This window comes from Ralstonia edaphi (assembly GCF_958350185.1).
GTDB classification, from domain to species: Bacteria; Pseudomonadota; Gammaproteobacteria; order Burkholderiales; family Burkholderiaceae; genus Ralstonia; species Ralstonia edaphi.
On the sequence record NZ_CATWHI010000003.1, the window covers coordinates 174,284 to 194,617 of the forward strand.

Below are 20,334 nucleotides of genomic sequence, written 5' to 3' on the forward strand. Positions count from 1 at the left end.
GCTCAGTTCTCTTCCCCTGCCGCACCGTCCCGTCGGCAGGATGCCCAAGCTGTGCCGCTCGCGCGGTTGCGTTTTGCGATGCCGCTGGCAGCGTTGCTCGGCGTCATGCATACGCTGTCGTTCGCGCCGAACCACTGGTGGTGGCTGCAGATCCTCTCGCTGACGGGGCTGGCTGCGCTCGGACAGCGGGCGCCGCGCCTGCGTGATGCGGCGTACGTTGGCTACGCCTTCGGGCTCGGCTGGTTCCTGTCGGGCGTCTGGTGGCTCTATATCAGCATGCACGTCTACGGCGACATGCCGGCATGGATGGCCGCGCTGGCGGTGCTGCTGTTTGCCGGGTACCTGGCGCTGCATCCGGCGCTGGCGGTGTGGGCATGGCAGTGGCTCACGAGACGCGGGCGGTGGTCCGGTACCGCATCCGCGCTGGTATTCGGCGCGGCATGGGCCGTCACGGAATGGCTGCGCGGCACGGTCTGGACGGGCTTCCCCTGGATCAACGGCGGCTACGCGCATACCGATGGCCCGCTGGCCGGCTACGCGCCGCTGGTGGGCGTCTACGGCATCGTGCTGATCGCCGCCGTGCTGGCCGGCCTGCTGTGCGTCGCAGCCGAGCGCCGACTGCATTGGCTGGCGGGCATCGCCGGTGCGCTTGTGCTGGTGGCCGGCTGGCCGCTGCACGGCATTGCGTGGACGCAGGCGGTGGGCAAGCCGATCTCCGTGCGCCTTCTGCAGGGCAATGTGCCGCAGGACGTGAAGTTTCAGCAGACCGGCATCGAGCGCTCGCTGGAGCTGTACACGAAGATGGTCACCGAGAAGCCCGCGCAACTCGTGGTCACGCCGGAGACGGCCTTCCCGATCATGATTCAGGAGATGCCGCAGGAGATCGCGCTGGCCATCCGCACCTATGTGGATACCACCGGCTCCAGCGTGCTGTTTGGCGCCGCCAGCGAGGACTCGCGCGTCGACTACACCAACAGCGTGTTCGGCGTGGGCCCGCAATTCCAGGGCGTATACCGCTACAACAAGCACCATCTCGTGCCCTTCGGCGAGTTCATCCCCTTCGGCTTCCACTGGTTCGTCAACATGATGAACATGCCGCTGGGCGACTTCCGGCGCGGCCTGCCCGTGCAGCCGCCCATGGCGGTGGCCGACCAGCGCGTCGCTCCCAACATCTGCTACGAGGATTTGTTTGGCGAGGAGATTGCCGCCTCGCTGCGGCATGCGGACCAGCCCGCCACGATGCTTGCCAACGTGACAAACCTGGCGTGGTTTGGCGACACGATCGCGCTGGACCAGCACCTGCAGATCTCACGCATGCGGGCGCTGGAAACGGGCCGGCCGATGCTGCGTGCCACCAACACCGGCGCGACCGCCGTGGTGCGGCCGGACGGCAGCGTTCAGGCGCGCTTGCCGGTCTTCACGCTCGGCACGCTGCAGGCTGACGTGCAAGGCACGCAAGGCCTGACGCCGTTCGTGCGGGCCGGCAACGCGCCCGCGCTGGGCCTGGGCGCGCTGGTTCTGCTGGTGGCATTTGTGCGCCGCCGCCGGGCTTCGGCGGATTGATCGCTCAGCGCCCGGAGGGCTTTCGAGCCACTTTCCGGAGTCGCTGACAAAAAACGCTAAAATTCAACGTTTTACGGCGGGCACGGAGCCAGGCGCTTCTCGTGCCCGCCGCTGCATTCCACCGTCGCGCGGTGCAACGCACGTTCCGTGCCGCCGCGGACCAACGGGTTCCACCATGCTCACCTTCCAGCAACTCATCCTCAAGCTGCAGTCGTACTGGGACGCCCAGGGCTGCGCCCTGCTGCAGCCGATCGACCTCGAAGTCGGCGCCGGTACGTCGCACGTGCACACCTTCCTGCGCGCGATCGGCCCGGAGCCTTGGCGTGCCGCCTACGTGCAACCGTCACGCCGCCCCAAGGACGGCCGCTACGGCGAGAACCCGAACCGCCTGCAGCATTACTACCAGTACCAGGTGGTGCTCAAGCCGGCGCCGGAAAACATCCTCGACCTGTACCTCGGTTCGCTGGAAGCGCTGGGCCTGGACCTGAAGCAGAACGACGTCCGCTTTGTGGAAGACGACTGGGAGAACCCCACGCTCGGCGCCTGGGGCCTGGGCTGGGAGGTCTGGCTCAACGGCATGGAAGTGACGCAATTCACGTACTTCCAGCAAGTCGGTGGCCTGGACTGCAAACCCGTGACCGGTGAGATCACCTACGGCATCGAGCGCCTGGCGATGTACCTGCAACAGGTCGAGAACATCTACGACCTGGTCTGGACGGAGTGGGAAGAGCCGGGCCCGAACGGCCCCGTGAAGCGCCGCCTGACCTATGGCGACGTCTATCACCAGAACGAAGTCGAGCAATCGACCTACAACTTCGAGCAGGCCGACACGACGGTGCTGTTCCGCCGCTTTGCCGAGCACGAAGCCGAAGCCAAGCGCCTGATGGGCGTGCGCGCAGAAGGCGAAGCCGCGGCTGAGGGCGACGCACCTGTCGTGCAACTGGCCCTGCCCGCCTACGAACAAGTGCTCAAGGCCGGCCACACCTTCAACCTGCTGGACGCGCGTGGTGCCATTTCGGTGACGGAGCGCGCAGCCTACATCGGCCGCATCCGCAACCTGTCCCGCCTCGTCGCGCAGGCTTACTACGATTCGCGCGAGCGCCTCGGTTTCCCAATGTGCGGCACAACCGCTACCGCAGCCAAGACCACGGAGGCCGCATGACGGCCAACCGGGCGCGACGTGGCCTGGCGCTGCTGACGGCAGCGTCCATCGCCGCGCTGGCGCTTCCGGCGAGCGTTGCGCAAGCGGCACGGCATCGCACGTCCAAGGCCGCATCGACGGAGAAGGTTTTTGTCGTGCCCAACACTTTGACGCAGCTTTGCGTGGCCGATTCCAAGCCGCTGCAGCAAGCGCTGAGCGCGGCGTGGACGCCGCCTCCGCCGTCGCTCGATCAATGGACGAGCCTGGTGCGCACGATGGCCTGCGACCTGTCCGGCGCGCGTGACCTCGGCTGGCATCGCGTGCCGCTGCGCACCTATGCGACGGCCCTGCGCTTCCCGCTCACGTGGGTGGAGTGGCAAGGCACGGGCGCCAAGGCACAGCGCCGTGCGCGCGTGTTCCGCTCCGCCGGGCAGTTGCCGAGCCGCTTGGAATTCAACGTGTCGGGCACGCTGCAAGAGGTGCGCTACGACGCGCGACGCGGCTTGTTGTCTGCGCGGTTCCTGCGCCGTGATGCCGCCGCGCCCGGAACCACGCCCGCCCCGATTGCACCGCCTCCGCCGCCGGGCCAGTGCGCCGGCACGCAATTGCAATTCCAGCAGCAGAACGGCGTGTGGCTGCTCTCGGGCGTGGAGCCCGTGCCCGGCTCGCCCTGCTGATCACTGAACCGAACCAAACAACGTATCGCCGCATCTGATCTGAACACCACGCGGCGCAGAACAACGACGTCACCGATTCAAACGCTATGTCCACCCTCCTGATCGAACTGCTGACCGAAGAACTGCCGCCCAAGGCGCTGGCCCGCCTGGGCGAGGCGTTTGCGCGCGGCCTGTTTGACGGTCTGTCGGCGCAAGGCCTGCTCGAAGAAGGCGCCGCCGTGGAAGGCTTCGCCACGCCGCGCCGCCTGGCTGCATCGATCACCGGCGTACGCCGCACCGCGCCCGACCGCGAATTGCGCGAGAAGGTCCTCCCCGTCACCATCGCCTTCGATGCTGAGGGCAAGCCCGCCGCGCCGCTCGTCAAGAAGCTGGCTGCGCTGGCCAAGACCGTGGGCGTGGAGGCCATCGCCCCCGAATCGCTCGAACGCGCGCCTGACGGCAAGGCTGAAGCGCTGTTCTATCGCTATACCGCGCGCGGCGCCGTGCTGGCCGACGGCCTGCAGACTGCACTGACGCAGACCATCGCCAATCTGCCGATTCCGAAGGTGATGACGTATCAGCGCCCGAACGGCGATAACGTGCAGTTCGTGCGCCCGGCGCACAAGCTGATCGCCCTGCTCGACAGCGAAGTCATCCCCGTCAGCGCATTCGGCCTGCAAGCCGGCAACGTGACGCTGGGCCACCGTTTCCTGTCGGCCGGCGAAATCGTCATCAAAGACGCTACCTCGTATGCCAGCACGCTGGAATCGCAGGGCAAGGTCATCGCCGGCTACGGCAAGCGCAAGGAAGCCATCCGCGCCGAGCTGCTCAAGACGGCCGGCGCCGATACGGTGGTCATGCCCGAAGCGCTGCTCGACGAGGTGAACGCGCTGGTGGAGTGGCCCGTGGTCTACCCCTGCCATTTCGAGGAAGCGTTCCTCGCAGTGCCGCAGGAGTGCCTGATCCTGACCATGCAGACCAATCAGAAGTACTTTGCGCTGACCGATGCACAGGGCCAACTGCGCAACCGCTTCCTGATCGTCTCGAACATCGCCACGAGCACACCCGAGGCCATCATTCAAGGCAATGAGCGCGTGGTGCGTCCGCGCCTGGCCGACGCCCGCTTCTTCTTCGAGCAGGATAAGAAAAAGCCGCTGGCCGACCGCGTGCCGCTGCTATCGCGTGTGGTCTATCACAACAAGATCGGCACGCAGCTTGAGCGTGTGTCGCGCCTGCAGGCCATCGCGGGGCAACTGGCGGAGAAGCTCGGTGCGGATGTTGCCCACGCCTCGCGCGGCGCGCTCCTGGCCAAGGCCGATCTGCTGACCGACATGGTGGGCGAGTTCCCCGAGCTGCAAGGCACGATGGGCACGTACTACGCCCGCCACGACGGCGAGCCCGACGACGTGGCGCTGGCCTGCTCCGAACACTACCAACCGCGCTTTGCCGGCGACGCGCTTCCCAGCACCGCCACCGGTACCGTGGTGGCGCTGGCCGACAAGCTGGAAACGCTGGTCGGTATCTGGGGCATCGGTCTGCAACCCACGGGCGAGAAAGATCCGTTCGCGCTGCGCCGCCACGCGCTGGGCATCCTGCGCATGCTGATCGAGAAGCCGCTCGCGCTCACGATTGACGATGCGCTGCAGATTGCCGCCGCCAGCTTCGATGGCATCGCCGCCGTCAAGCCGGACCTGGCTGCCATCACGGACTTCCTCTACGACCGCCTGCGCGGCTACCTGAAGGACAAGGGCTACAGCACCAACGAGGTGGAAGCCGTGGTCAGCCAGCGCCCGCAGCGCCTGGACGACATCGTCGCGCGCCTCGAAGCCGTGCGTGCCTTCGCGGCCCTGCCGCAAGCCGAAGCGTTGGCCGCCGCCAACAAGCGCATCACCAACATCCTGAAGAAGACGGACGTGGCCATTGGTGCCGTGCAGCCGCAACTGCTCAAGGAAGACGCCGAGCGCGCGCTGCATCAGGCCGTGGCGTCGTCCGAGCCGCAGGTGCACGATGCCTTCGCACGGGGCGATTTCACCACCGCGCTGAAGACGCTGGCCGGCCTGCGCGAAGCGGTCGACACCTTCTTCGACGGCGTGATGGTGATGGCCGACGACACCGCGCTGCGCGACAACCGCCTGGCACTGCTGGCTGAACTGCACGGACTGATGAACCGCGTGGCGGACATCTCCAAGCTGGCCGCCTGATCGGCACCCCAAGCACCGTCCGGAGCCCACCATGCCCCACGTTCCCAAACTGGTGATTCTCGACCGCGATGGCGTCATCAACCGCGACAGCGACCAGTTCATCAAGTCGCCTGACGAGTGGATCGCCCTGGACGGCAGCCTCGAAGCCATTGCCGAACTGAACCAGGCCGGCTACCAGGTGGTGGTGGCCACCAACCAGTCGGGCATCGGACGCGGCCTGTTCGAGGCTGCGGCGCTCAACGCCATGCACGAGAAGATGTACAAGGCGCTCGCCACCTACGGCGGCCGCGTCGATGCCGTCTTCTTCTGCCCGCACACCGCCGCCGATGCGTGCGACTGCCGCAAACCCAAGTCGGGCATGCTGCGCGAGATCGCCCGCCGCTTCGACATGGATCTGACGGGCGTGCCGGTGGTCGGTGACTCGCTGCGCGACCTGCAAGCCGGCGTGGAAGTCGGCGCTGTTCCTCACCTCGTATTGACCGGCAAGGGCGCCAAGACCCGCGATGCCGGCAACCTGCCCCCGGGCACCCAGATTCACGAGGACCTGCGCGCGTTTGCGCGTGCGCTGTTGTCCCCCGCGCCCCAGGGCATGCCCACGCGTGCTCCTTGAATTCGCCCCCAATGACTTTTATCCGTTCGCTGCTGTACCTGGTTTTCCTGATCGTCTGGACGCCGATCTACGCGGTGGCCTGCTTCATCGTGTTTCCGTTCATGAATCCGGCCCGCCGGTTCTGGATGGTGTCGGGCTGGACCAAATCCGCCATCTGGATGGCGCGCTGGCTGCTTGGCATTCGCTGGCAATACCAGGGCTGGGAACACATCGAAGAAGCCGTCGCGACCAACAAGCGCGTGGTGCTGCTCTCCAAGCATCAGTCGGCATGGGAAACCATGGCCTTTGTGGCGACCATGCCGAGGCCGCTGTGCTACGTATTCAAGCGTGAGCTGCTGTATGTGCCCTTCTTCGGCTGGGCGCTGGGCATGCTGAAAATGGTGCACATCAATCGCAAGGACGGCGCCAACGCGTTTGCCTCGGTCGCCCGCCAGGGCAAGGAACGCATGGCCGAGGGCGCATGGGTGATCATGTTCCCGGAAGGCACCCGCACGCGCTCGGGCGACCCGAAGCCGCGCTACAAGAGCGGCGGTGCGCGCTTCGCGGTGGACACCGGCGCATGGGTCATCCCCATCGCTCACAACTCCGGCCGCGTGTGGCCTCGCAACTCGTTCCTGAAGCATCCGGGCCTGATTACGCTGTCGGTCGGTCCGGCCATCTCCACGGACGGCAAGACCAGCGACGAACTCAATCGCGAAGTCGAAGCGTGGATCGAAGCAGAAATGCGTAGAATCGACGCCGATAGCTACCGCGAGCACGCATGAAACTGCTGCGCCCACCGACTTCGCCCACCACCGCCGACAGCGTCCAGCTCGAGCTGCCGCTGCTCGCGCCCGAAGCCCCGTCGCCATCGCAGCCGCCTGACGCGTCCCTCCTCGCTCCGCCCACAGTCGATTTTTCCACCGCACCGCTCGGCCCCAACCAGCGCCGCCTGACGCTGGGCGAGCGCGCGCTGATCTATAACCTCAAGCGTTCGTCGCGGCGCACCATCGGCTTTGTCATCGACGACCGCGGCCTGTCGATCACGGCACCGCGCTGGGTGACGCTTGCCGAGATCGAACACGCCATCGCCGAAAAGCAGAAGTGGATCTTCGCCAAGCTGGCCGAGTGGCGCACGAGCGCCGCACGCCGCATGCTGCCGCCGATGGAGTGGCAGGACGGCGCCGCGCTCCCCTTCCTCGGCAAGACGATCACGCTCAAGCTGGAATCGCCCATCGGCGCATTGATGTTCGATGCCGACACCAGCGTGCTGCACCTGGGCCTGCCGCCCACCACCACCGAGCAGCAGATCAAGGACCGCGTGCAAGGCTGGCTGCAGACGCAGGCTCGACGCCTCTTCGGCGAACGCCTTGAGGTGTATGCCGAGCGCCTGGGCGTGCGGCATAGCGCGTATGCGCTGTCCTCCGCCGCCACGCGCTGGGGAAGCTGCACCGCCGACGGCAAGATCCGTCTGAACTGGCGCCTCGTCCACTTCCCGCTGAGCTTGATCGACTACGTGGTCGCTCATGAACTGGCGCATCTCAAGGAGATGAACCACAGCCCGCGCTTCTGGGACACCGTGGAGTCGATCTTTCCCGAGTTTCGTGAGGCGCGGGAGCAACTGCGCTCGCATCCGCCGGAATACTTGCCGGCATTCTGATTCGCCCTGCCGACGCGGCGGCGGCGGCGGATGCGTCGGTGGCAGAAAACGCCTGTCCTGCACGCTCCGCCACACCCTCCTACAATATCGCCTTCCCCGCAGTTCTCCAGGAAGGAAACCCCATGCGAATGCTCCACACCATGCTGCGCGTTGGCGACTTGCAGCGCTCGATCGACTTCTACACCAAGGTGCTCGGCATGCAGCTGCTGCGCACCAGCGACAACCCCGAATACAAATATTCGCTGGCGTTCGTCGGCTACGGCCCGGAAGCCGGCAACACAGTCATCGAACTGACCTACAACTACGGCGTGAGCGAATACGAACTCGGCACGGCATTTGGGCACTTGGCCATCGAGGTCGACAATGCCGCGCAGGCCTGCGACCAGATCCGCAACGCCGGCGGCAAAGTCACGCGTGAGGCCGGCCCGGTCAAGGGCGGCAGCACCATCATCGCGTTTGTGGAAGATCCGGACGGCTACAAGATCGAGCTGATCCAGGCACGCTCGATGCCCGATGGCAACCGCCACTGACGCGATCCGCCGGCCGCTGGACGGCACCGCCATCGGCCTGATGGTTGTGCTGTGCATGTGCTGGGGCTTTCAGCAGGTCGCCATCAAGGTGGCCGCGCACGACGTGGGCCCCGTCATGCAGGCCGGTGTGCGCTCGGCCATCGCGTCGGTCCTGGTGTTCGCGTTTGCGCTCTGGCGCGGCACGTGTCTCTCCTTGCGCGACGGCACGCTGGCTGGCGGCCTCATGGCCGGCGTGCTGTTCGGCGTCGAGTTCCTGTGTATCTTCATCGGGCTGAGCTACACCACTGCGTCGCGCATGGCGGTGTTTCTCTACACCGCGCCGATCTTCACGGCACTCGGCCTGCACGTCTTCGTGCCCGGCGAGCACCTGCGCCCGCGCCAGTGGGCCGGAATCGGCATTGCGTTTGCGGGAATCGTGCTGGCGTTCGCCGACGGCGTCCTGCACCCGGCGGCCGGGCCGTCGACGTCACTGGGCGACGCGCTGGGCGTGGTGGCCGGCGCGCTGTGGGGCGCGACGACCATCGTCGTGCGGGCAAGCAAGCTTTCCGAAGCGCCCGCGGCCAAGACGCTGCTGTACCAACTGGCCGTTTCGGCCGTACTGCTGCTGTTGATGGCCGCCGGCACGGGTCAGGCCTTTACCGCGAACCTCACACCGACCGCGCTGGCCAGCCTCGCTTACCAATCCGTGCTGATTGCGTTCGCCAGTTACCTGACGTGGTTCTGGCTGCTGCGCCGTTACCTGGCGTCGCGGTTGTCGGTGTTCTCGTTCCTGACGCCGCTGTTTGGCGTGGCGTTTGGCGTGCTGCTGTTGCACGAGCCGGTGGGCCTGCGGTTTGCGCTGGCGGCGGCGCTCGTGCTGTCGGGCATCCTGCTCGTCAATCTTCGCTAAGGTCGGAAACGCTGCCGGCAATGCGGTTGGCCGGCAGCGCGTTCGCCACGGCCACGAAGTCTTCCACCGGCACTTCTTCTGCGCGGCGGCCAAGGTCAAAGCCAAGCGCTTCAAAATCGATCACATCGCGCAGTGCGCCCAGCGTGTTGCGCAGCACCTTGCGCCGCTGCGAAAACGCCATCGTCACCACCGTGCCCAGCGCGCGCATGTCGACCGGCGCATACGGCGACTTATCGGCCGGCCACGGAATCATCCGCACCACCGCCGAATCCACCTTGGGCGGCGGGTTGAACGAGCCCGGCGGCACGTCCAGCACCAGCTCCATGTAATAGCGCACCTGCAGCATCACCGAGAGCCGGCTGAACGCCTTGCTGCCCGGCGCGGCCACCATGCGGTCGACCACTTCTTTCTGCAGCATGAAATGCTGATCGCGCACGCGGTCGGCGAACGTGGCGAGGTGAAACAGCAGCGGGCTGGAGATGTTGTACGGCAGGTTGCCGACGATACGCAGCGGCCGGCCGGCCTCCAGCAGCGAACCGAAATCGAACGCCAGCGCATCGCCTGCATGCACGATGAGCCGATCGCCGAAACGCTTCTGCAAGCGTGCGACGAGGTCACGATCCAGCTCGACCACCTGTAGCGTGCGCACGCGCTCCATCAGCGGCACCGTGAGCGCGCCCAGGCCCGGGCCGATCTCGACGAGCACATCATCGGGCTTCGGATCGATGGCGGCGACGATGGCGTGGATCACGCCGTCATCGACCAGGAAGTTCTGGCCGAAGCGCTTGCGGGCCTGGTGCCCTTGGTGAACGCCGGTCGTGGATCGTGCCATTGCGAACTCGAAATCGAAAAGGTGAAGAAACTCAGGAACGCGCCGTGTGCCGCGCCATGGCGATGGCGGTATCGATCGCCTCGATCATGCTGCCGAACTCGGCGCGGCCCGTGCCCGCCAGGTCCAACGCCGTACCGTGATCCACCGACGTGCGCACGAACGGCAAGCCCAGCGTGATGTTGACGCCATGGCCGAACGTGCCGTACTTGAGCGGCGCCAAACCCTGATCGTGGTACATCGCCAGCACGCAATCGGCATCGGCCAACAGGCGCGGCTGGAACAGCGTATCGGCCGGATACGGACCGCGTGCATCGATCCCACGCGCACGCGCACGCGCGATGGCCGGCTCGATCACCTCGATCTCTTCGCGGCCCAGATGGCCGGATTCGCCCGCATGCGGATTCAACCCCGTCACGAGAATACGCGGTGCGGGCAAGCCAAACCGCATACGCAGATCGCGCTGCACGATGTCGAGCGTTTCGTCGAGCACCGTGGGCGTGATGGCGTCCGGCACCTCGCGCAGCGGCAAATGCGTCGTCGCCAGCGCAACGCGCAGCATGGCGTTGTCGTGCGCCGGCTGCGGACCAGCCAACATCATCACCACACGCGGCGTGTGGCTGCGCTCGGCCAGATACTCGGTGTGGCCGGTAAACGGCACACCGGCGTCGTTGATCGTGCTCTTCTGCACCGGCGCCGTGACCATCGCGTCGTAACGGATGCCGTTTGCCGCGCCGATCAGGCAGCCGTCGATGGCTGCATCGAGCAGGTCCAGCACATAGCGGCCGTTGGCGGCATCAAGCACGCCGGCGCGCACGGGCGCACCCAGCGGGCGCGCCACGACAGTCAGCGCCGTAGAGACAACGCGCCAGAAATCGCCCTGCCCGATCGCGTCTGCGCGCGCCTGCAGCAATGCCGCATCGCCCATCACATGCCACTGCACATCGGCGTAACGCGGCGACGCCTGCCGCGCCAGATGCAGCAGCGCAGCCACGGTGATGTCGGGGCCGATACCGGCAGGTTCGCCGGTGGTAATGGCAATGTTCAGCATGCAGCGCTTTCCTGCGATGATTTCCGGTCGGTCTAGAAATGCCACGGCCGCCCGCAGGCGGCCGTGAGCGATGCGGATGTCCCTAGCTTACTGCTGACGGTTCACGCGGTACTCCACGTGTGCCGAGTCGCGCAGCTCACGCAGCCAGTCTTCATAGGCGGCCTGCACCTTCTGCTCGCGAATCACCGAGCGTGCGTAATCGCGCTCGCGGTCTCCCGATACTTCTGCCTCGCGGCGGCCTTCCACCTGGATCAGATGCACGCCGAACTGGCTCTGCACCGGCTGCGACACATCGCCCGGCTTGAGCTGGTTCATCGCCTGCTCGAACTCCGGCACCAGTTGGCCCGGTGACACCCAGCCCAGCTCGCCGCCCGCACCGGCCGAACCGTCCTGCGAATACCGGCGTGCTGCATCGCCAAAGTCATAGCCGTGGACGATACGGTCACGCAGACCCGTCAACTGGCGGCGCGCGTCGTCCGCCGACATCGTCGGACCGGTCTTGATCAGGATGTGGCGCACTTGCGTCTGCTGCACCTTGGCGGCAATCGCGGTGCTCGGTGCGCGCTTTTCCAGCAGCTTGATCACGTGGAAACCCGCCGGGCTTTCGACCACTTGGCTCGCCACCTGGCCGGCCTTCAGGTCGACCACGGCGTTGGCGAATACAGCCGGCAGGCGACCGATCGGCCGCAGCCCAAGCTCACCGCCTTGCGATGCATCCTGCGCGCCGGAATTGTCGCGCGCGAGCTTGGCGAAATCGGCGCCGCCTTGCGCTTGCTTGAGCAGGCTTTCGGCCTTGCTGCGCGCGGCGGCCTTCTCGGCATCCGTGGCGCCTTCTGCAACCGGCACGAGAATCTGCGCGACGTTGTATTGCTGCTCGCCGGCCGGGGCCGTGCCGCCACCCTGCTGCGCCAGATAGTTGTCGATCTCACCGTCGTAGACCTGCACCTTCGAGTCGACCTCGCGCTCGCGCAGGCGCGCCAGCAGGATTTCCTGGCGCAGGTCGTCGCGGTACTTGTCGTACGTCATGCCGGCGTCCTTCAGCTTGCTCTTGAGCTGCGGCACGGACAGTTTGTTGCGCTGGGCCACGCTTTCCACGGCACGGTCCACATCGGCGTCGGACACGCGGATGCCGCTTTCCTTGGCGGTCTGCGCCTGCACACGCTCCAGGATCAGCTGCTCAAGCACTTCACCGAGCAGATCCGCACGCGGCGGCAGCGGACGGTTCTGCGCACGGAACGTGCGTTCGACCAGGTCGGCGCGGTTGAGCAGTTCGCGGCGCGTGATGACGTCGGTGTTGACCACAGCCACCACCTCGTCGACGAGTTGGCTGCGCGGCGCGCCCGGCGCCGTCGGCTCGGGCAGCGTGCCCTGCAGCAACGGCTGGCTCGGCGACGAACCTGGGTTGGCGAAGATGCCGCGCACCGGCGCGCTCTTCTTTGCCGATTGCGCCTGCTGCGCATGGACGGCTGTCGACAGCGTGCTCCCTGCCAACAGCGCAAACAGCACGCCGGTGGCAACACGCAAGCGGCCCAGAGGAGCCACACGCGTGGCGAAAGCGGTCGATTGGAAAGCCATGATGTCGTTATTCATATTGATCCAGCACGGACGGCGTAATCGGCTGTGCGGTCACCGGCTGGTAGCCGGGCACGTTCAGGCGAATCACGTCGATCGGATTGTTCCCCACCTTCGACAAACCCTTGAATTCGATCTGGGCAAAGATGTGCGTCGTATAGCCCGAAACTGCATTGCTGTAGCGCTGCACCGCCAGTCGACCGACCCAGCAGTCCGCCACATACTCGAGGCCAAGCAGCATATCCGACGGCTTGCGCGCATCCAGGTCGTAACCAATGCGACCCAGGCCGTAGAGGCGCCGGGTAATCGGCCACTGCGTTGAGATATCGGCCTGTTCCAGCGGCAGCTGACCGGTATTCGCGTCTTGCCGGTAATAGCGATAGCCGAGGTTGATCACCTTGTTGGCTTCCGGCTTCCAGCTGAACGCAACAGTCGAGCGCATGATGCGATCGATGTCCTGATTGTACTGAAGGTTCGTATCGAAAAAGATGCCGCGGAACATCTGGATCGTGGTCGCGCCCAGAAGGTCCGAATAGCGGCGCACCGACGTGGGGGCCGCGCCCGCCAGCGTCACGCGCTGGCCTTCGAGATCGATGCGCTGTGCGATCGTTGCGCGCAAGCGCTCGATGCCTGATTCGGCCTCGATAAAACGCGTCGTCACACCTGCCGTCACCTTGTTGTTGTCGGCAATGCGGTCGTAACCGGTGTACGGGTTCTCGGTAAAGATCTGGCCGAGGTTGTAGTCCGACTGGCCGGTATCGAACAGAGGAATCTGCGACTGGTCACGATACGGCGTGTACACGTAGAACACGCGCGGCTCCAGCGTCTGGATGTAGCTCACGCCAAACAGTTTGGAGACCAGCGGCGCATCGCGCTCGAACGTCATGCCCGAATCGAGCGAGAACGTGGGCAACGTGCGATTGATCTGCGTGTCCTGCGTATCGCCGGCCGGGCGGTCCAGACGGTATGCAGTGGTGTTGAGAATGAACTTTGGCGTGACGTACCAGCCGGGGCGGACGATCGGGTAGCTGATCGTCGGCTGCATGAACAGCCGCTCGCCCTGGACAGTATTGGCCGTCGGGATCGAGAACCGGGTGTAATCGGTCAGGAAATTGATGTCAAAGCCGCCAAGGTCGTACTTGTTATAGGTCAGGCTCAACTGCGGCAGGCGCTCATACGGTGCTGTCAGTGGCGTTGTGGCGGTCGACAACGTCTGGAATTTCTGCACACGCGCCAACGCCACCCAGTCGCCGAACGAGTAGGTGACACCGCCTTCCTGGGTGTACTGACGCTGCGTCGCCGTGACGATGCTGCGGCCCAGGTCATCGGGGTAGGTGTTGTCGGAAACCTTGTTGTAGTTAATGTAGCCGGTCAGGCCAGGTGCCAGGCGCTGCGTGTGTACCGCCGAAATCGACCAGCGGCTACGACCGGCGTCGCGGTCATCGGGCAGGAATTCGCCACGCAGGACGCCGCTGTATGACGTATCGAGATAGCGGTACTCGGCGCCGAGCTGCAGGCCACGCTGGGTCAGCAGACGGGGATACAACGTCAGATCGCGGTTCGGCGCGAGATTGAAGTAGTACGGCAGCGTGACGTCGGCCCCGCTGCGGCTGTTGTAGCCGAACACCGGAGCCAGGAAACCGCTGCGCCGATCGTCGTTGAGCGGAAAGTCCATGACCGGCGCAGCAAACACCGGCACGCCGAAGAAGTGCAGCACGCCGTTGCGGCCGGTGCCGACCTGGCGGTCGCTGTCGATATCGATGCGGCTCGCGCTGAAGTACCAGTCGACGTTGTCGGGCGAGCAGGTGGTGTAGGTGCCGCGCGTGATGCGGCTGTTGTCCTTGTCGATGAAATCGATCCGGTCTGCGGTGCCGCGGCCGCCGGTCGTGTGGAACTCGTACGTGGGCGTGCTAATGGTGCCTTCGTTGGCGGTGACCTTGAGCTTGGCGTCCGGGCCGGTGACGAGCGTACCGCCCTTGAACAGCCGCACGTTGCCGGTGGCCGTGGCCAGGTCGGTGTCCTGGTTGTAATCGAGCGTGTCGCCCTTCAGCACTGAACCGTTGCGGCGCAGTTCGCCATTTCCGCGCAGGTGGATGTCTTCGTTGGTGCGGCCGTCCATCTTGTCGGCCGCCGTGAAGGTGGGGACAGTGTTGTCGGGACGCTGGACGGGCTCGGCCATCTTGGGCACCAGCGGGCTGCCGCCGGGCGTGGTCGGGCCGGACGTCGCCAGCGCCGTCACCGAGGAGGCCGGCGTGGCAGCAGGCGCCGTCGCTTGCGTGGTGTCCGCGCTCTGCGCCGCGGACGTCGCCGTCCAGACACCGGCCACTGCGAACACCAGCGGGCGCAATGCCAGCGCGCCGCGCCGGTTGGCGGGCCGCTGATCGGGCGCGGCAACAGGGGCGCGCTGCCGGTTTTTCCTGGCTCGGTTCGGTTCGGTCATGCAGATCGGGAACGGGGCCGCGCGCGCAACGGCACGCACAGGCACAAAATCAGTCAGTAGTGCGGTCAATCCCGCCGCCGGACGCGGCCTGGACAGGGCCGGCGCTCGCTCGCGGCGAAACTCGGTCGGGTATTATACGGGGCTTCCTTCCAGCCTCATTCCAGCATTCTCTCAGCATGGCTTCGACCCCTGGCGCCGCAGCAGGCGCAACCGACGCACGCCTCAGCCAACTGCGCGACTGGCTCGGCACATTGCCCGCCGCCCACGGCCTGCGCATCGACACGCTGCAACCCGCCTCGGCCGATGCCAGCTTCCGCCGCTATTTCCGTCTGGACAGCTCCAACGGCACGCTGATCGTCATGGACGCCCCGCCGCCGCAGGAAGACTGCCGCCCGTTCGTCCATGTGGCCGGTCTGCTCAACGGTGCGGGCGTGCGTGCGCCGCAGGTGCTGGAGCAGGATCTCGCGCAGGGCTTCCTGCTGCTGACCGATCTGGGCCCGCAAACGTATCTGCAATCGCTGCGCGAGCGCAATTTCGACCTCGCCTACGCCAATACGCTGTTCCGCCCGGCCATCCATACCCTGGTGCGCTGGCAGTCGGCATCGCGCGAAGGTGAACTGCCGCCGTACGACGAAGCGCTGCTGCGCCGCGAGCTGTCGCTGTTTCCCGACTGGTATGTCGACCGCCACCTGCAACGCCCGTTGGACGCCACGCAGCGCGAATCGCTCGACAAGGTGTTCAAGCTGCTGGTCGACAGCGCCTTGGCCCAGCCGCGCGTGTATGTCCACCGTGACTACATGCCGCGCAACCTGATGGTGAACGCGGCCGACCCTTCGCAGCCGGGTGTGCTGGACTTCCAGGACGCCGTCTACGGGCCGATCACCTACGACGCGGCCTCACTGCTGCGCGACGCCTTCCTGTCGTGGGACGAAGAGCAGGAGCTGGATTGGGCCGTGCGCTACTGGGAAGCCGCCCGCGCCGCCAAGCTGCCGGTGGATGAAGACTTCGGCGAGTTCTACCGCGCGCTCGAATGGATGGGCGCGCAACGCCATCTGAAGGTGGCCGGCATCTTTGCGCGCCTGTGCTACCGCGACGGCAAGACCGGCTACGTGGAAGACACCCCCCGCTTCATCGCCTACCTGCGCCGTGTGTGCAGCCGCTACAACGCGCTGGCACCGCTGGCCCGCCTGCTCGATCAACTCGAAGATCGCGCGCAGCAGATCGGCTACACGTTCTGATGTCATCCCCGCGCGCCGTCGAGTTTCGCGCCGGCATGCTGGCGCTCGCGCCCATGCTGCTGGGCGTGGTGCCGTTCGGCATGATCTACGGCGTGCTGGCCACGTCCGCCGGCATGCCCGCGTGGCTTGCCGTGGCGATGAGCGCCATCGTTTTCGGTGGCGCCTCGCAGATGATCCTGGTGCAGCTGTGGGCCGGTGGCGCGCCAGCGCTGGTCATTGCGGCGACGGTATCGATGGTGAATCTGCGGCACGCGCTGTATTCGGCCAGCATTGCGCCCGCGCTGGCGCACCTGCCGCGCCGCTGGAAATGGCTGATCGCCTATCTGCTGACCGACGAAGCCTTCGCCGCCATGAACCGCCGCGTTGTCACCGCGCAGCCTGGCAGCGAGGAGGCAGCCTACCGCCATTGGTATTTCCTCGGCGCCGGCGTGGCGCTGTGGTCGAGCTGGCAGGCGTCGACGATCGTCGGCGTGGTGCTGGGCGCGCAGGTGCCGACCTCGTGGCCGCTCGATTTCTTCCTGCCGCTGACGTTCATCGCCATCGTGGTGCCGGCGCTGCGCACGCGCGCTCAACTGGCCGCAGCCCTGACGGGCGCCGCGCTGGCCGTGGCGTGGACGGGCTGGCCGCACAAGCTCGGGCTGATGAGCGCGGCGTGCGTGGGCATCGCCGTCGGTGCGCTGGTTGAGCGCTTGCTTGCCCGGCCGTCCGACAAGGGGGCTGCCGCATGAAAGCGCTCATCCTTTTCGGCGTGCTGCTGATTGCCGGCGCGGCGACCTACTTGATCCGCCTATCGTTCATCGCGCTCGAAGGGCGCATGAACCTGCCGATGTGGTTCCGCAACGCCCTGCCCTACGTGCCGGCCGCGATGCTGACCGCGCTCATCGCGCCCGACCTGCTGATGCGCGACGGTGCGCTCGCAGTGTCGGTCGACAACCCTCGCCTGCTTGCCGGCATCGTCGCCATCGTCATCGCACGGGTGACGAAGAGCGCGATGTGGACCATCGTCGGCGGCATGGCTGTGCTGCTGATTCTCATGAAGGTGATGGCTTGAATTCGACGACGCGCGCCATGATTTTTGCGGCGGGCCGCGGCGACCGCATGCGCCCGCTGACCGACCACACGCCCAAGCCCCTGCTCACCGTGGGCGGCAAACCGCTGATCGTCTGGCAAATCGAGCGCCTGGCTGCGGCTGGCGTGCGCGACATCGTCATCAACCATGCATGGCTCGGTGCGCAAATCGAAACCGCGCTGGGAGATGGCAGTGCGTGGGGCGTGCGCCTCGCGTATTCGCCGGAGGGGCAGGCGCTGGAAACGGCGGGCGGGGTCGCGCAGGCCATGTCGCTGCTGCATGCCGGCGAGGGCCACAGCGTATTCATCGCCGTCAGCGGCGATGTGTTCTGCGATTACGACTACGCCTTGCTGCGCGACCGGGCGCCCGCCATGGCCGCGCAAGCGGCACCCAGCATGCACTTGGTGATGGTGCCGAACCCGCCGTACCACGTGCGTGGTGATTTCGCGCTGGACGGCAAAGGAATGCTCCACGCCGACGGCACCGAGCGCCTCACGTTCGGCAACATCGGCTTGTACGACACGCGCCTGTTTGCCGGCATCACGCCCGGCACGCGGTTGGCGATGACGCCGCTGTACCACCAGGCCATCGCCGAAGGCCGGGCTACGGGCGAGCGCTTCGACGGTCGCTGGGAAAACGTCGGTACGCCAGCCCAGCTGGCCGCACTCGACGCAGAACTCGCGGCGCGCTAGGCGCTTACGCCATCGCGGCGCTCAATGATTCGGCCGTCATCGGGCGGCCCAGCAGGTAGCCCTGCAGCGAATGACAGCCAAGCCGCGTAAGAAACGCCTGCTGCTCGGCCGTCTCCACACCTTCTGCGACGATGCGCAGGTTCAGCGTCTGACCCAGCGCCACGATGGCCGAGACGATGGCTGCGTCTTCCGTGTCGTGCGCCAGGTCGCGCACAAAACCGCGGTCGATCTTCAGCTCGCTGGCTGGCAGTCGCTTGAGATACAGCAGACTCGAATAGCCGGTCCCGAAATCGTCGATGGAAATCCGCACGCCCATCGCGTCGAGTTGCTGCAGGATCTGCAGGCTCGCGTCGACGTCGCGCATGGCGGTCGATTCTGTGATCTCCAGCGTCAGGCTGCGCGGGTCCAGCGCGTGGCGCGCAAGCGTATCGCGCACGGTGTCGATGAGCGCGGCATGACTGAACTGCAGCGCCGAAAGATTCACGGCGACGGTCCAGCCGGTGCGCCCCTCGCGGTGCCATTGCGCCATCTGGCGGCAGGCTTCGTCCAGCACCCACGCGCCGAGCGGCACGATGAGGCCGGTCTTTTCGGCCAGCGGGATGAATTCATCGGCGGGCACCAAGCCGCGTTGCGGATGCTGCCAGCGCACCAGCGCCTCGACGCCCATGATCGGCCCGTTGGGCGCGTTGAATTTCGGCTGGTAATGCAGCACGAGTTCGTGCCGCTCGACCGCGCGGCGCAAGTCCTGCACGAGCTGCAACTGCTGATGCACATCGGCGTTCATCGAGGGCTCGAAGAAGCTGTAGGCATTCCGGCCCAGGCCCTTCGCATGGTACATCGCCGCATCGGCATTGGTCAGCAGATCGTGCTGGTTGCCGCCGTCGCCGGGGTAGATCGCAATGCCGATGCTCGTTGACACGCGCAGCTCGTGACCGCCTGCCATGAAAGGCTCACGTACCACTTGCAGCAACGCGTCGGCCAGGGTGCCGGCGTCTTCCGGATCGTCCACATAGGCGAGCACGACGAATTCATCGCCGCCGACACGCGCCACGGTGTCCTGCTGACGCACGCGCGCGCCGATGCGCTGCGCGACGTCGATCAGCAGCAGATCGCCCACGTGGTGGCCATAGACATCATTGACGGCCTTGAAGCCGTCGAGGTCCATGAACATGAGGGCGAAGCGGCGCTTCTCGCGGTCAGCGGTGCGGATCGCCTGCGTCAGGCGGTCTTCCAGCAGCACGCGGTTGGACAGCTTGGTCAGGTTGTCGTGCAGCGCCAGGTAAGCCAGTTCTTTGTTGGCCGCGGCCAGGGAGTTCGCCAGCAAGGCGGTGCGCGCTTCCATGCGCAGGTCCAGCACCGAGATGATGAGCGCGATGGCCAGCACCGCCAGCGTGACGATGATGATGACCAGCGCCAGCCAATCGGCACTCGCCCCGGTATGCGCAGCGCCGCACACGCTGCCGAATGGAAACGACGCGGCCGACATGCCCGTGTAGTGCATGCCGACAATGGCCACGCCCATCACCACCGCCGAACCGGCACGCAGCGCACGAACGCGTCGCGACTGCCGCCGCAGGCGGAATGCGATCCCCAGCGCCACGCCCGATGCCAGCACGGCAATCACGATCGACAACCCAAATCTTGCAGGGTCGTATTGAATGCCGGGGTTCATGCGCAGCGCGGCCATGCCGGTGTAATGCATGCCCGCCACGCCCGCGCCCATGAGAAGCGCGCCGCCCGCCAGGCGCGGCCACGGCAGTTCGCGCCGACTGACCAGCCACAATGCAAATGCCGAGGCGCCAATGCCGATGGAGAGTGACGCAAGCGTGATCCCAACGTCATATCCAACCGGGATCGGCAGATTCAGCGCCAGCATGCCGACAAAGTGCATCGACCAGATACCCAGCCCCATGGCCGATGCGCCGCCGACGAGCCACCACAACGCCGCGCGGCCTTGCGCCGTGACGACACGTCCTGCCATGTCCAGCGCCGTATACGACGCCAGGATGGCCACGAACAGGGACAGCAGGACGAGAAGCGGGTTGTAACTGGTGGCGAGCATCGGTTCTCCTGGGCAGGCCGATCCAATGCGGCCAGGCCGCTGCAGGCGGAGGTCGCAACCGGGATGCAAAACAGGTGAGTATTAACGGCGGTGGCCGCCCGAGACTTTAGGAGAGGCCGTGCGCAGCGCACAAGTCTCCTTTCGGGTGTGGC

At 66.2% G+C, this 20,334-nt stretch carries 18 protein-coding genes; 13 read left to right on the forward strand and 5 right to left on the reverse strand.

Going from position 1 to position 20,334, the window contains the following annotated elements:
* The first annotated feature begins 51 nt into the window (after window positions 1-51).
* The 9 genes from lnt to R2669_RS11245 all read left to right on the forward strand — a co-directional run bounded on the left by lnt (window position 52) and on the right by R2669_RS11245 (window position 9,229).
* Window positions 52-1,563 (forward strand): apolipoprotein N-acyltransferase, encoded by a 1,512-nt coding sequence (gene lnt, locus R2669_RS11205; RefSeq protein WP_316900849.1) that lies wholly within the window; start codon window positions 52-54, stop codon window positions 1,561-1,563.
* Window positions 1,564-1,738: 175 nt separating this feature from the next.
* Window positions 1,739-2,725 carry a glycine--tRNA ligase subunit alpha gene (gene glyQ, locus R2669_RS11210; protein ID WP_316888540.1) on the forward strand — a complete coding sequence of 329 codons (987 nt, stop codon included), beginning with the start codon at window positions 1,739-1,741 and terminating at the stop codon, window positions 2,723-2,725.
* Entirely contained in the window at window positions 2,722-3,381 is a 660-nt protein-coding gene (locus R2669_RS11215; RefSeq protein WP_147214600.1) for a hypothetical protein, read from the forward strand. Before glyQ ends, R2669_RS11215 begins: the two co-directional genes overlap by 4 nt.
* Window positions 3,382-3,467: 86 nt before the next feature.
* A complete protein-coding gene (gene glyS, locus R2669_RS11220; RefSeq protein WP_316900152.1) occupies window positions 3,468-5,561 on the forward strand; it encodes a glycine--tRNA ligase subunit beta in 2,094 nt (697 codons plus the stop codon).
* Window positions 5,562-5,592: 31 nt separating this feature from the next.
* On the forward strand, window positions 5,593-6,171 hold the full coding sequence (gmhB, locus tag R2669_RS11225; RefSeq protein ID WP_147214598.1) for a D-glycero-beta-D-manno-heptose 1,7-bisphosphate 7-phosphatase: 579 nt from the start codon (window positions 5,593-5,595) through the stop codon (window positions 6,169-6,171).
* 11 nt (window positions 6,172-6,182) lie between these two features.
* Entirely contained in the window at window positions 6,183-6,935 is a 753-nt protein-coding gene (locus tag R2669_RS11230; protein WP_147214597.1) for a lysophospholipid acyltransferase family protein, read from the forward strand.
* The gene (locus R2669_RS11235; protein ID WP_147214596.1) at window positions 6,932-7,810 is read left to right on the forward strand and encodes a M48 family metallopeptidase; all 879 of its coding nucleotides are present in this window, start codon (window positions 6,932-6,934) and stop codon (window positions 7,808-7,810) included. Before R2669_RS11230 ends, R2669_RS11235 begins: the two co-directional genes overlap by 4 nt.
* Before the next feature lie 122 nt (window positions 7,811-7,932).
* Window positions 7,933-8,340 (forward strand): lactoylglutathione lyase, encoded by a 408-nt coding sequence (gloA, locus tag R2669_RS11240; protein ID WP_012761203.1) that lies wholly within the window; start codon window positions 7,933-7,935, stop codon window positions 8,338-8,340.
* Window positions 8,324-9,229, forward strand: coding sequence for a DMT family transporter (locus tag R2669_RS11245; protein WP_316888547.1), 906 nt, complete (start codon window positions 8,324-8,326; stop codon window positions 9,227-9,229). The genes gloA and R2669_RS11245 overlap by 17 nt, the downstream gene beginning before the upstream one ends.
* On the opposite strand, the gene rsmA is transcribed toward R2669_RS11245, so the two are convergent.
* The 4 genes from rsmA to R2669_RS11265 all read right to left on the reverse strand — a co-directional run bounded on the left by rsmA (window position 9,216) and on the right by R2669_RS11265 (window position 15,121).
* Window positions 9,216-10,061: a 16S rRNA (adenine(1518)-N(6)/adenine(1519)-N(6))-dimethyltransferase RsmA gene (gene rsmA / locus R2669_RS11250; protein ID WP_316888548.1), complete on the reverse strand. Its 846-nt coding sequence runs from the start codon at window positions 10,059-10,061 to the stop codon at window positions 9,216-9,218. The two genes, R2669_RS11245 and rsmA, sit on opposite strands and share 14 nt — an antisense overlap.
* A gap of 31 nt (window positions 10,062-10,092) precedes the next feature.
* A complete protein-coding gene (pdxA, locus tag R2669_RS11255) occupies window positions 10,093-11,109 on the reverse strand; it encodes a 4-hydroxythreonine-4-phosphate dehydrogenase PdxA (protein ID WP_316888550.1) in 1,017 nt (338 codons plus the stop codon).
* A gap of 87 nt (window positions 11,110-11,196) precedes the next feature.
* Window positions 11,197-12,684, reverse strand: a complete 1,488-nt coding sequence (locus R2669_RS11260) for a peptidylprolyl isomerase (protein WP_316900154.1) — start codon at window positions 12,682-12,684, stop codon at window positions 11,197-11,199.
* Between the two features lie 7 nt (window positions 12,685-12,691).
* On the reverse strand, window positions 12,692-15,121 hold the full coding sequence (locus tag R2669_RS11265; RefSeq protein WP_316888551.1) for an LPS-assembly protein LptD: 2,430 nt from the start codon (window positions 15,119-15,121) through the stop codon (window positions 12,692-12,694).
* Between the two features lie 176 nt (window positions 15,122-15,297).
* On the opposite strand from R2669_RS11265, the gene R2669_RS11270 reads away from it, so the two are divergent.
* From R2669_RS11270 to murU, 4 genes are read left to right on the forward strand one after another with little or no spacing between them, the layout of a single operon-like run.
* The gene (locus tag R2669_RS11270) at window positions 15,298-16,359 is read left to right on the forward strand and encodes an aminoglycoside phosphotransferase family protein (RefSeq protein ID WP_147217318.1); all 1,062 of its coding nucleotides are present in this window, start codon (window positions 15,298-15,300) and stop codon (window positions 16,357-16,359) included.
* Complete coding sequence (locus R2669_RS11275) at window positions 16,359-17,087, forward strand: AzlC family ABC transporter permease (protein WP_316900157.1); 729 nt, start codon at window positions 16,359-16,361, stop codon at window positions 17,085-17,087. The genes R2669_RS11270 and R2669_RS11275 overlap by 1 nt, the downstream gene beginning before the upstream one ends.
* Entirely contained in the window at window positions 17,084-17,410 is a 327-nt protein-coding gene (locus R2669_RS11280; protein WP_147217315.1) for an AzlD domain-containing protein, read from the forward strand. The genes R2669_RS11275 and R2669_RS11280 overlap by 4 nt, the downstream gene beginning before the upstream one ends.
* A gap of 17 nt (window positions 17,411-17,427) precedes the next feature.
* A complete protein-coding gene (murU, locus tag R2669_RS11285) occupies window positions 17,428-18,120 on the forward strand; it encodes an N-acetylmuramate alpha-1-phosphate uridylyltransferase MurU (protein WP_316900851.1) in 693 nt (230 codons plus the stop codon).
* A gap of 4 nt (window positions 18,121-18,124) precedes the next feature.
* Here murU and R2669_RS11290 read toward each other — a convergent pair whose 3' ends face one another.
* Window positions 18,125-20,182, reverse strand: a complete 2,058-nt coding sequence (locus R2669_RS11290) for a putative bifunctional diguanylate cyclase/phosphodiesterase (protein WP_316900159.1) — start codon at window positions 20,180-20,182, stop codon at window positions 18,125-18,127.
* Between the last annotated feature and the right edge of the window lie 152 nt (window positions 20,183-20,334).

What these genes read in the sequence shown, in the direction of transcription:
- murU (WP_316900851.1), top strand. Translation starts at nt 17,428, where the DNA reads ATGATTTTTGCGGCGGGCCGCGGCGACCGCATGCGCCCGCTGACCGAC.
- gmhB (WP_147214598.1), top strand. Translation starts at nt 5,593, where the DNA reads ATGCCCCACGTTCCCAAACTGGTGATTCTCGACCGCGATGGCGTCATC.
- pdxA (WP_316888550.1), bottom strand. Translation starts at nt 11,109, where the DNA reads ATGCTGAACATTGCCATTACCACCGGCGAACCTGCCGGTATCGGCCCC.
- R2669_RS11265 (WP_316888551.1), bottom strand. Translation starts at nt 15,121, where the DNA reads ATGACCGAACCGAACCGAGCCAGGAAAAACCGGCAGCGCGCCCCTGTT.
- R2669_RS11230 (WP_147214597.1), top strand. Translation starts at nt 6,183, where the DNA reads ATGACTTTTATCCGTTCGCTGCTGTACCTGGTTTTCCTGATCGTCTGG.
- rsmA (WP_316888548.1), bottom strand. Translation starts at nt 10,061, where the DNA reads ATGGCACGATCCACGACCGGCGTTCACCAAGGGCACCAGGCCCGCAAG.
- glyS (WP_316900152.1), top strand. Translation starts at nt 3,468, where the DNA reads ATGTCCACCCTCCTGATCGAACTGCTGACCGAAGAACTGCCGCCCAAG.
- R2669_RS11260 (WP_316900154.1), bottom strand. Translation starts at nt 12,684, where the DNA reads ATGGCTTTCCAATCGACCGCTTTCGCCACGCGTGTGGCTCCTCTGGGC.
- R2669_RS11235 (WP_147214596.1), top strand. Translation starts at nt 6,932, where the DNA reads ATGAAACTGCTGCGCCCACCGACTTCGCCCACCACCGCCGACAGCGTC.
- R2669_RS11270 (WP_147217318.1), top strand. Translation starts at nt 15,298, where the DNA reads ATGGCTTCGACCCCTGGCGCCGCAGCAGGCGCAACCGACGCACGCCTC.
- R2669_RS11245 (WP_316888547.1), top strand. Translation starts at nt 8,324, where the DNA reads ATGGCAACCGCCACTGACGCGATCCGCCGGCCGCTGGACGGCACCGCC.
- glyQ (WP_316888540.1), top strand. Translation starts at nt 1,739, where the DNA reads ATGCTCACCTTCCAGCAACTCATCCTCAAGCTGCAGTCGTACTGGGAC.
- R2669_RS11280 (WP_147217315.1), top strand. Translation starts at nt 17,084, where the DNA reads ATGAAAGCGCTCATCCTTTTCGGCGTGCTGCTGATTGCCGGCGCGGCG.
- R2669_RS11275 (WP_316900157.1), top strand. Translation starts at nt 16,359, where the DNA reads ATGTCATCCCCGCGCGCCGTCGAGTTTCGCGCCGGCATGCTGGCGCTC.
- gloA (WP_012761203.1), top strand. Translation starts at nt 7,933, where the DNA reads ATGCGAATGCTCCACACCATGCTGCGCGTTGGCGACTTGCAGCGCTCG.
- R2669_RS11290 (WP_316900159.1), bottom strand. Translation starts at nt 20,182, where the DNA reads ATGCTCGCCACCAGTTACAACCCGCTTCTCGTCCTGCTGTCCCTGTTC.
- R2669_RS11215 (WP_147214600.1), top strand. Translation starts at nt 2,722, where the DNA reads ATGACGGCCAACCGGGCGCGACGTGGCCTGGCGCTGCTGACGGCAGCG.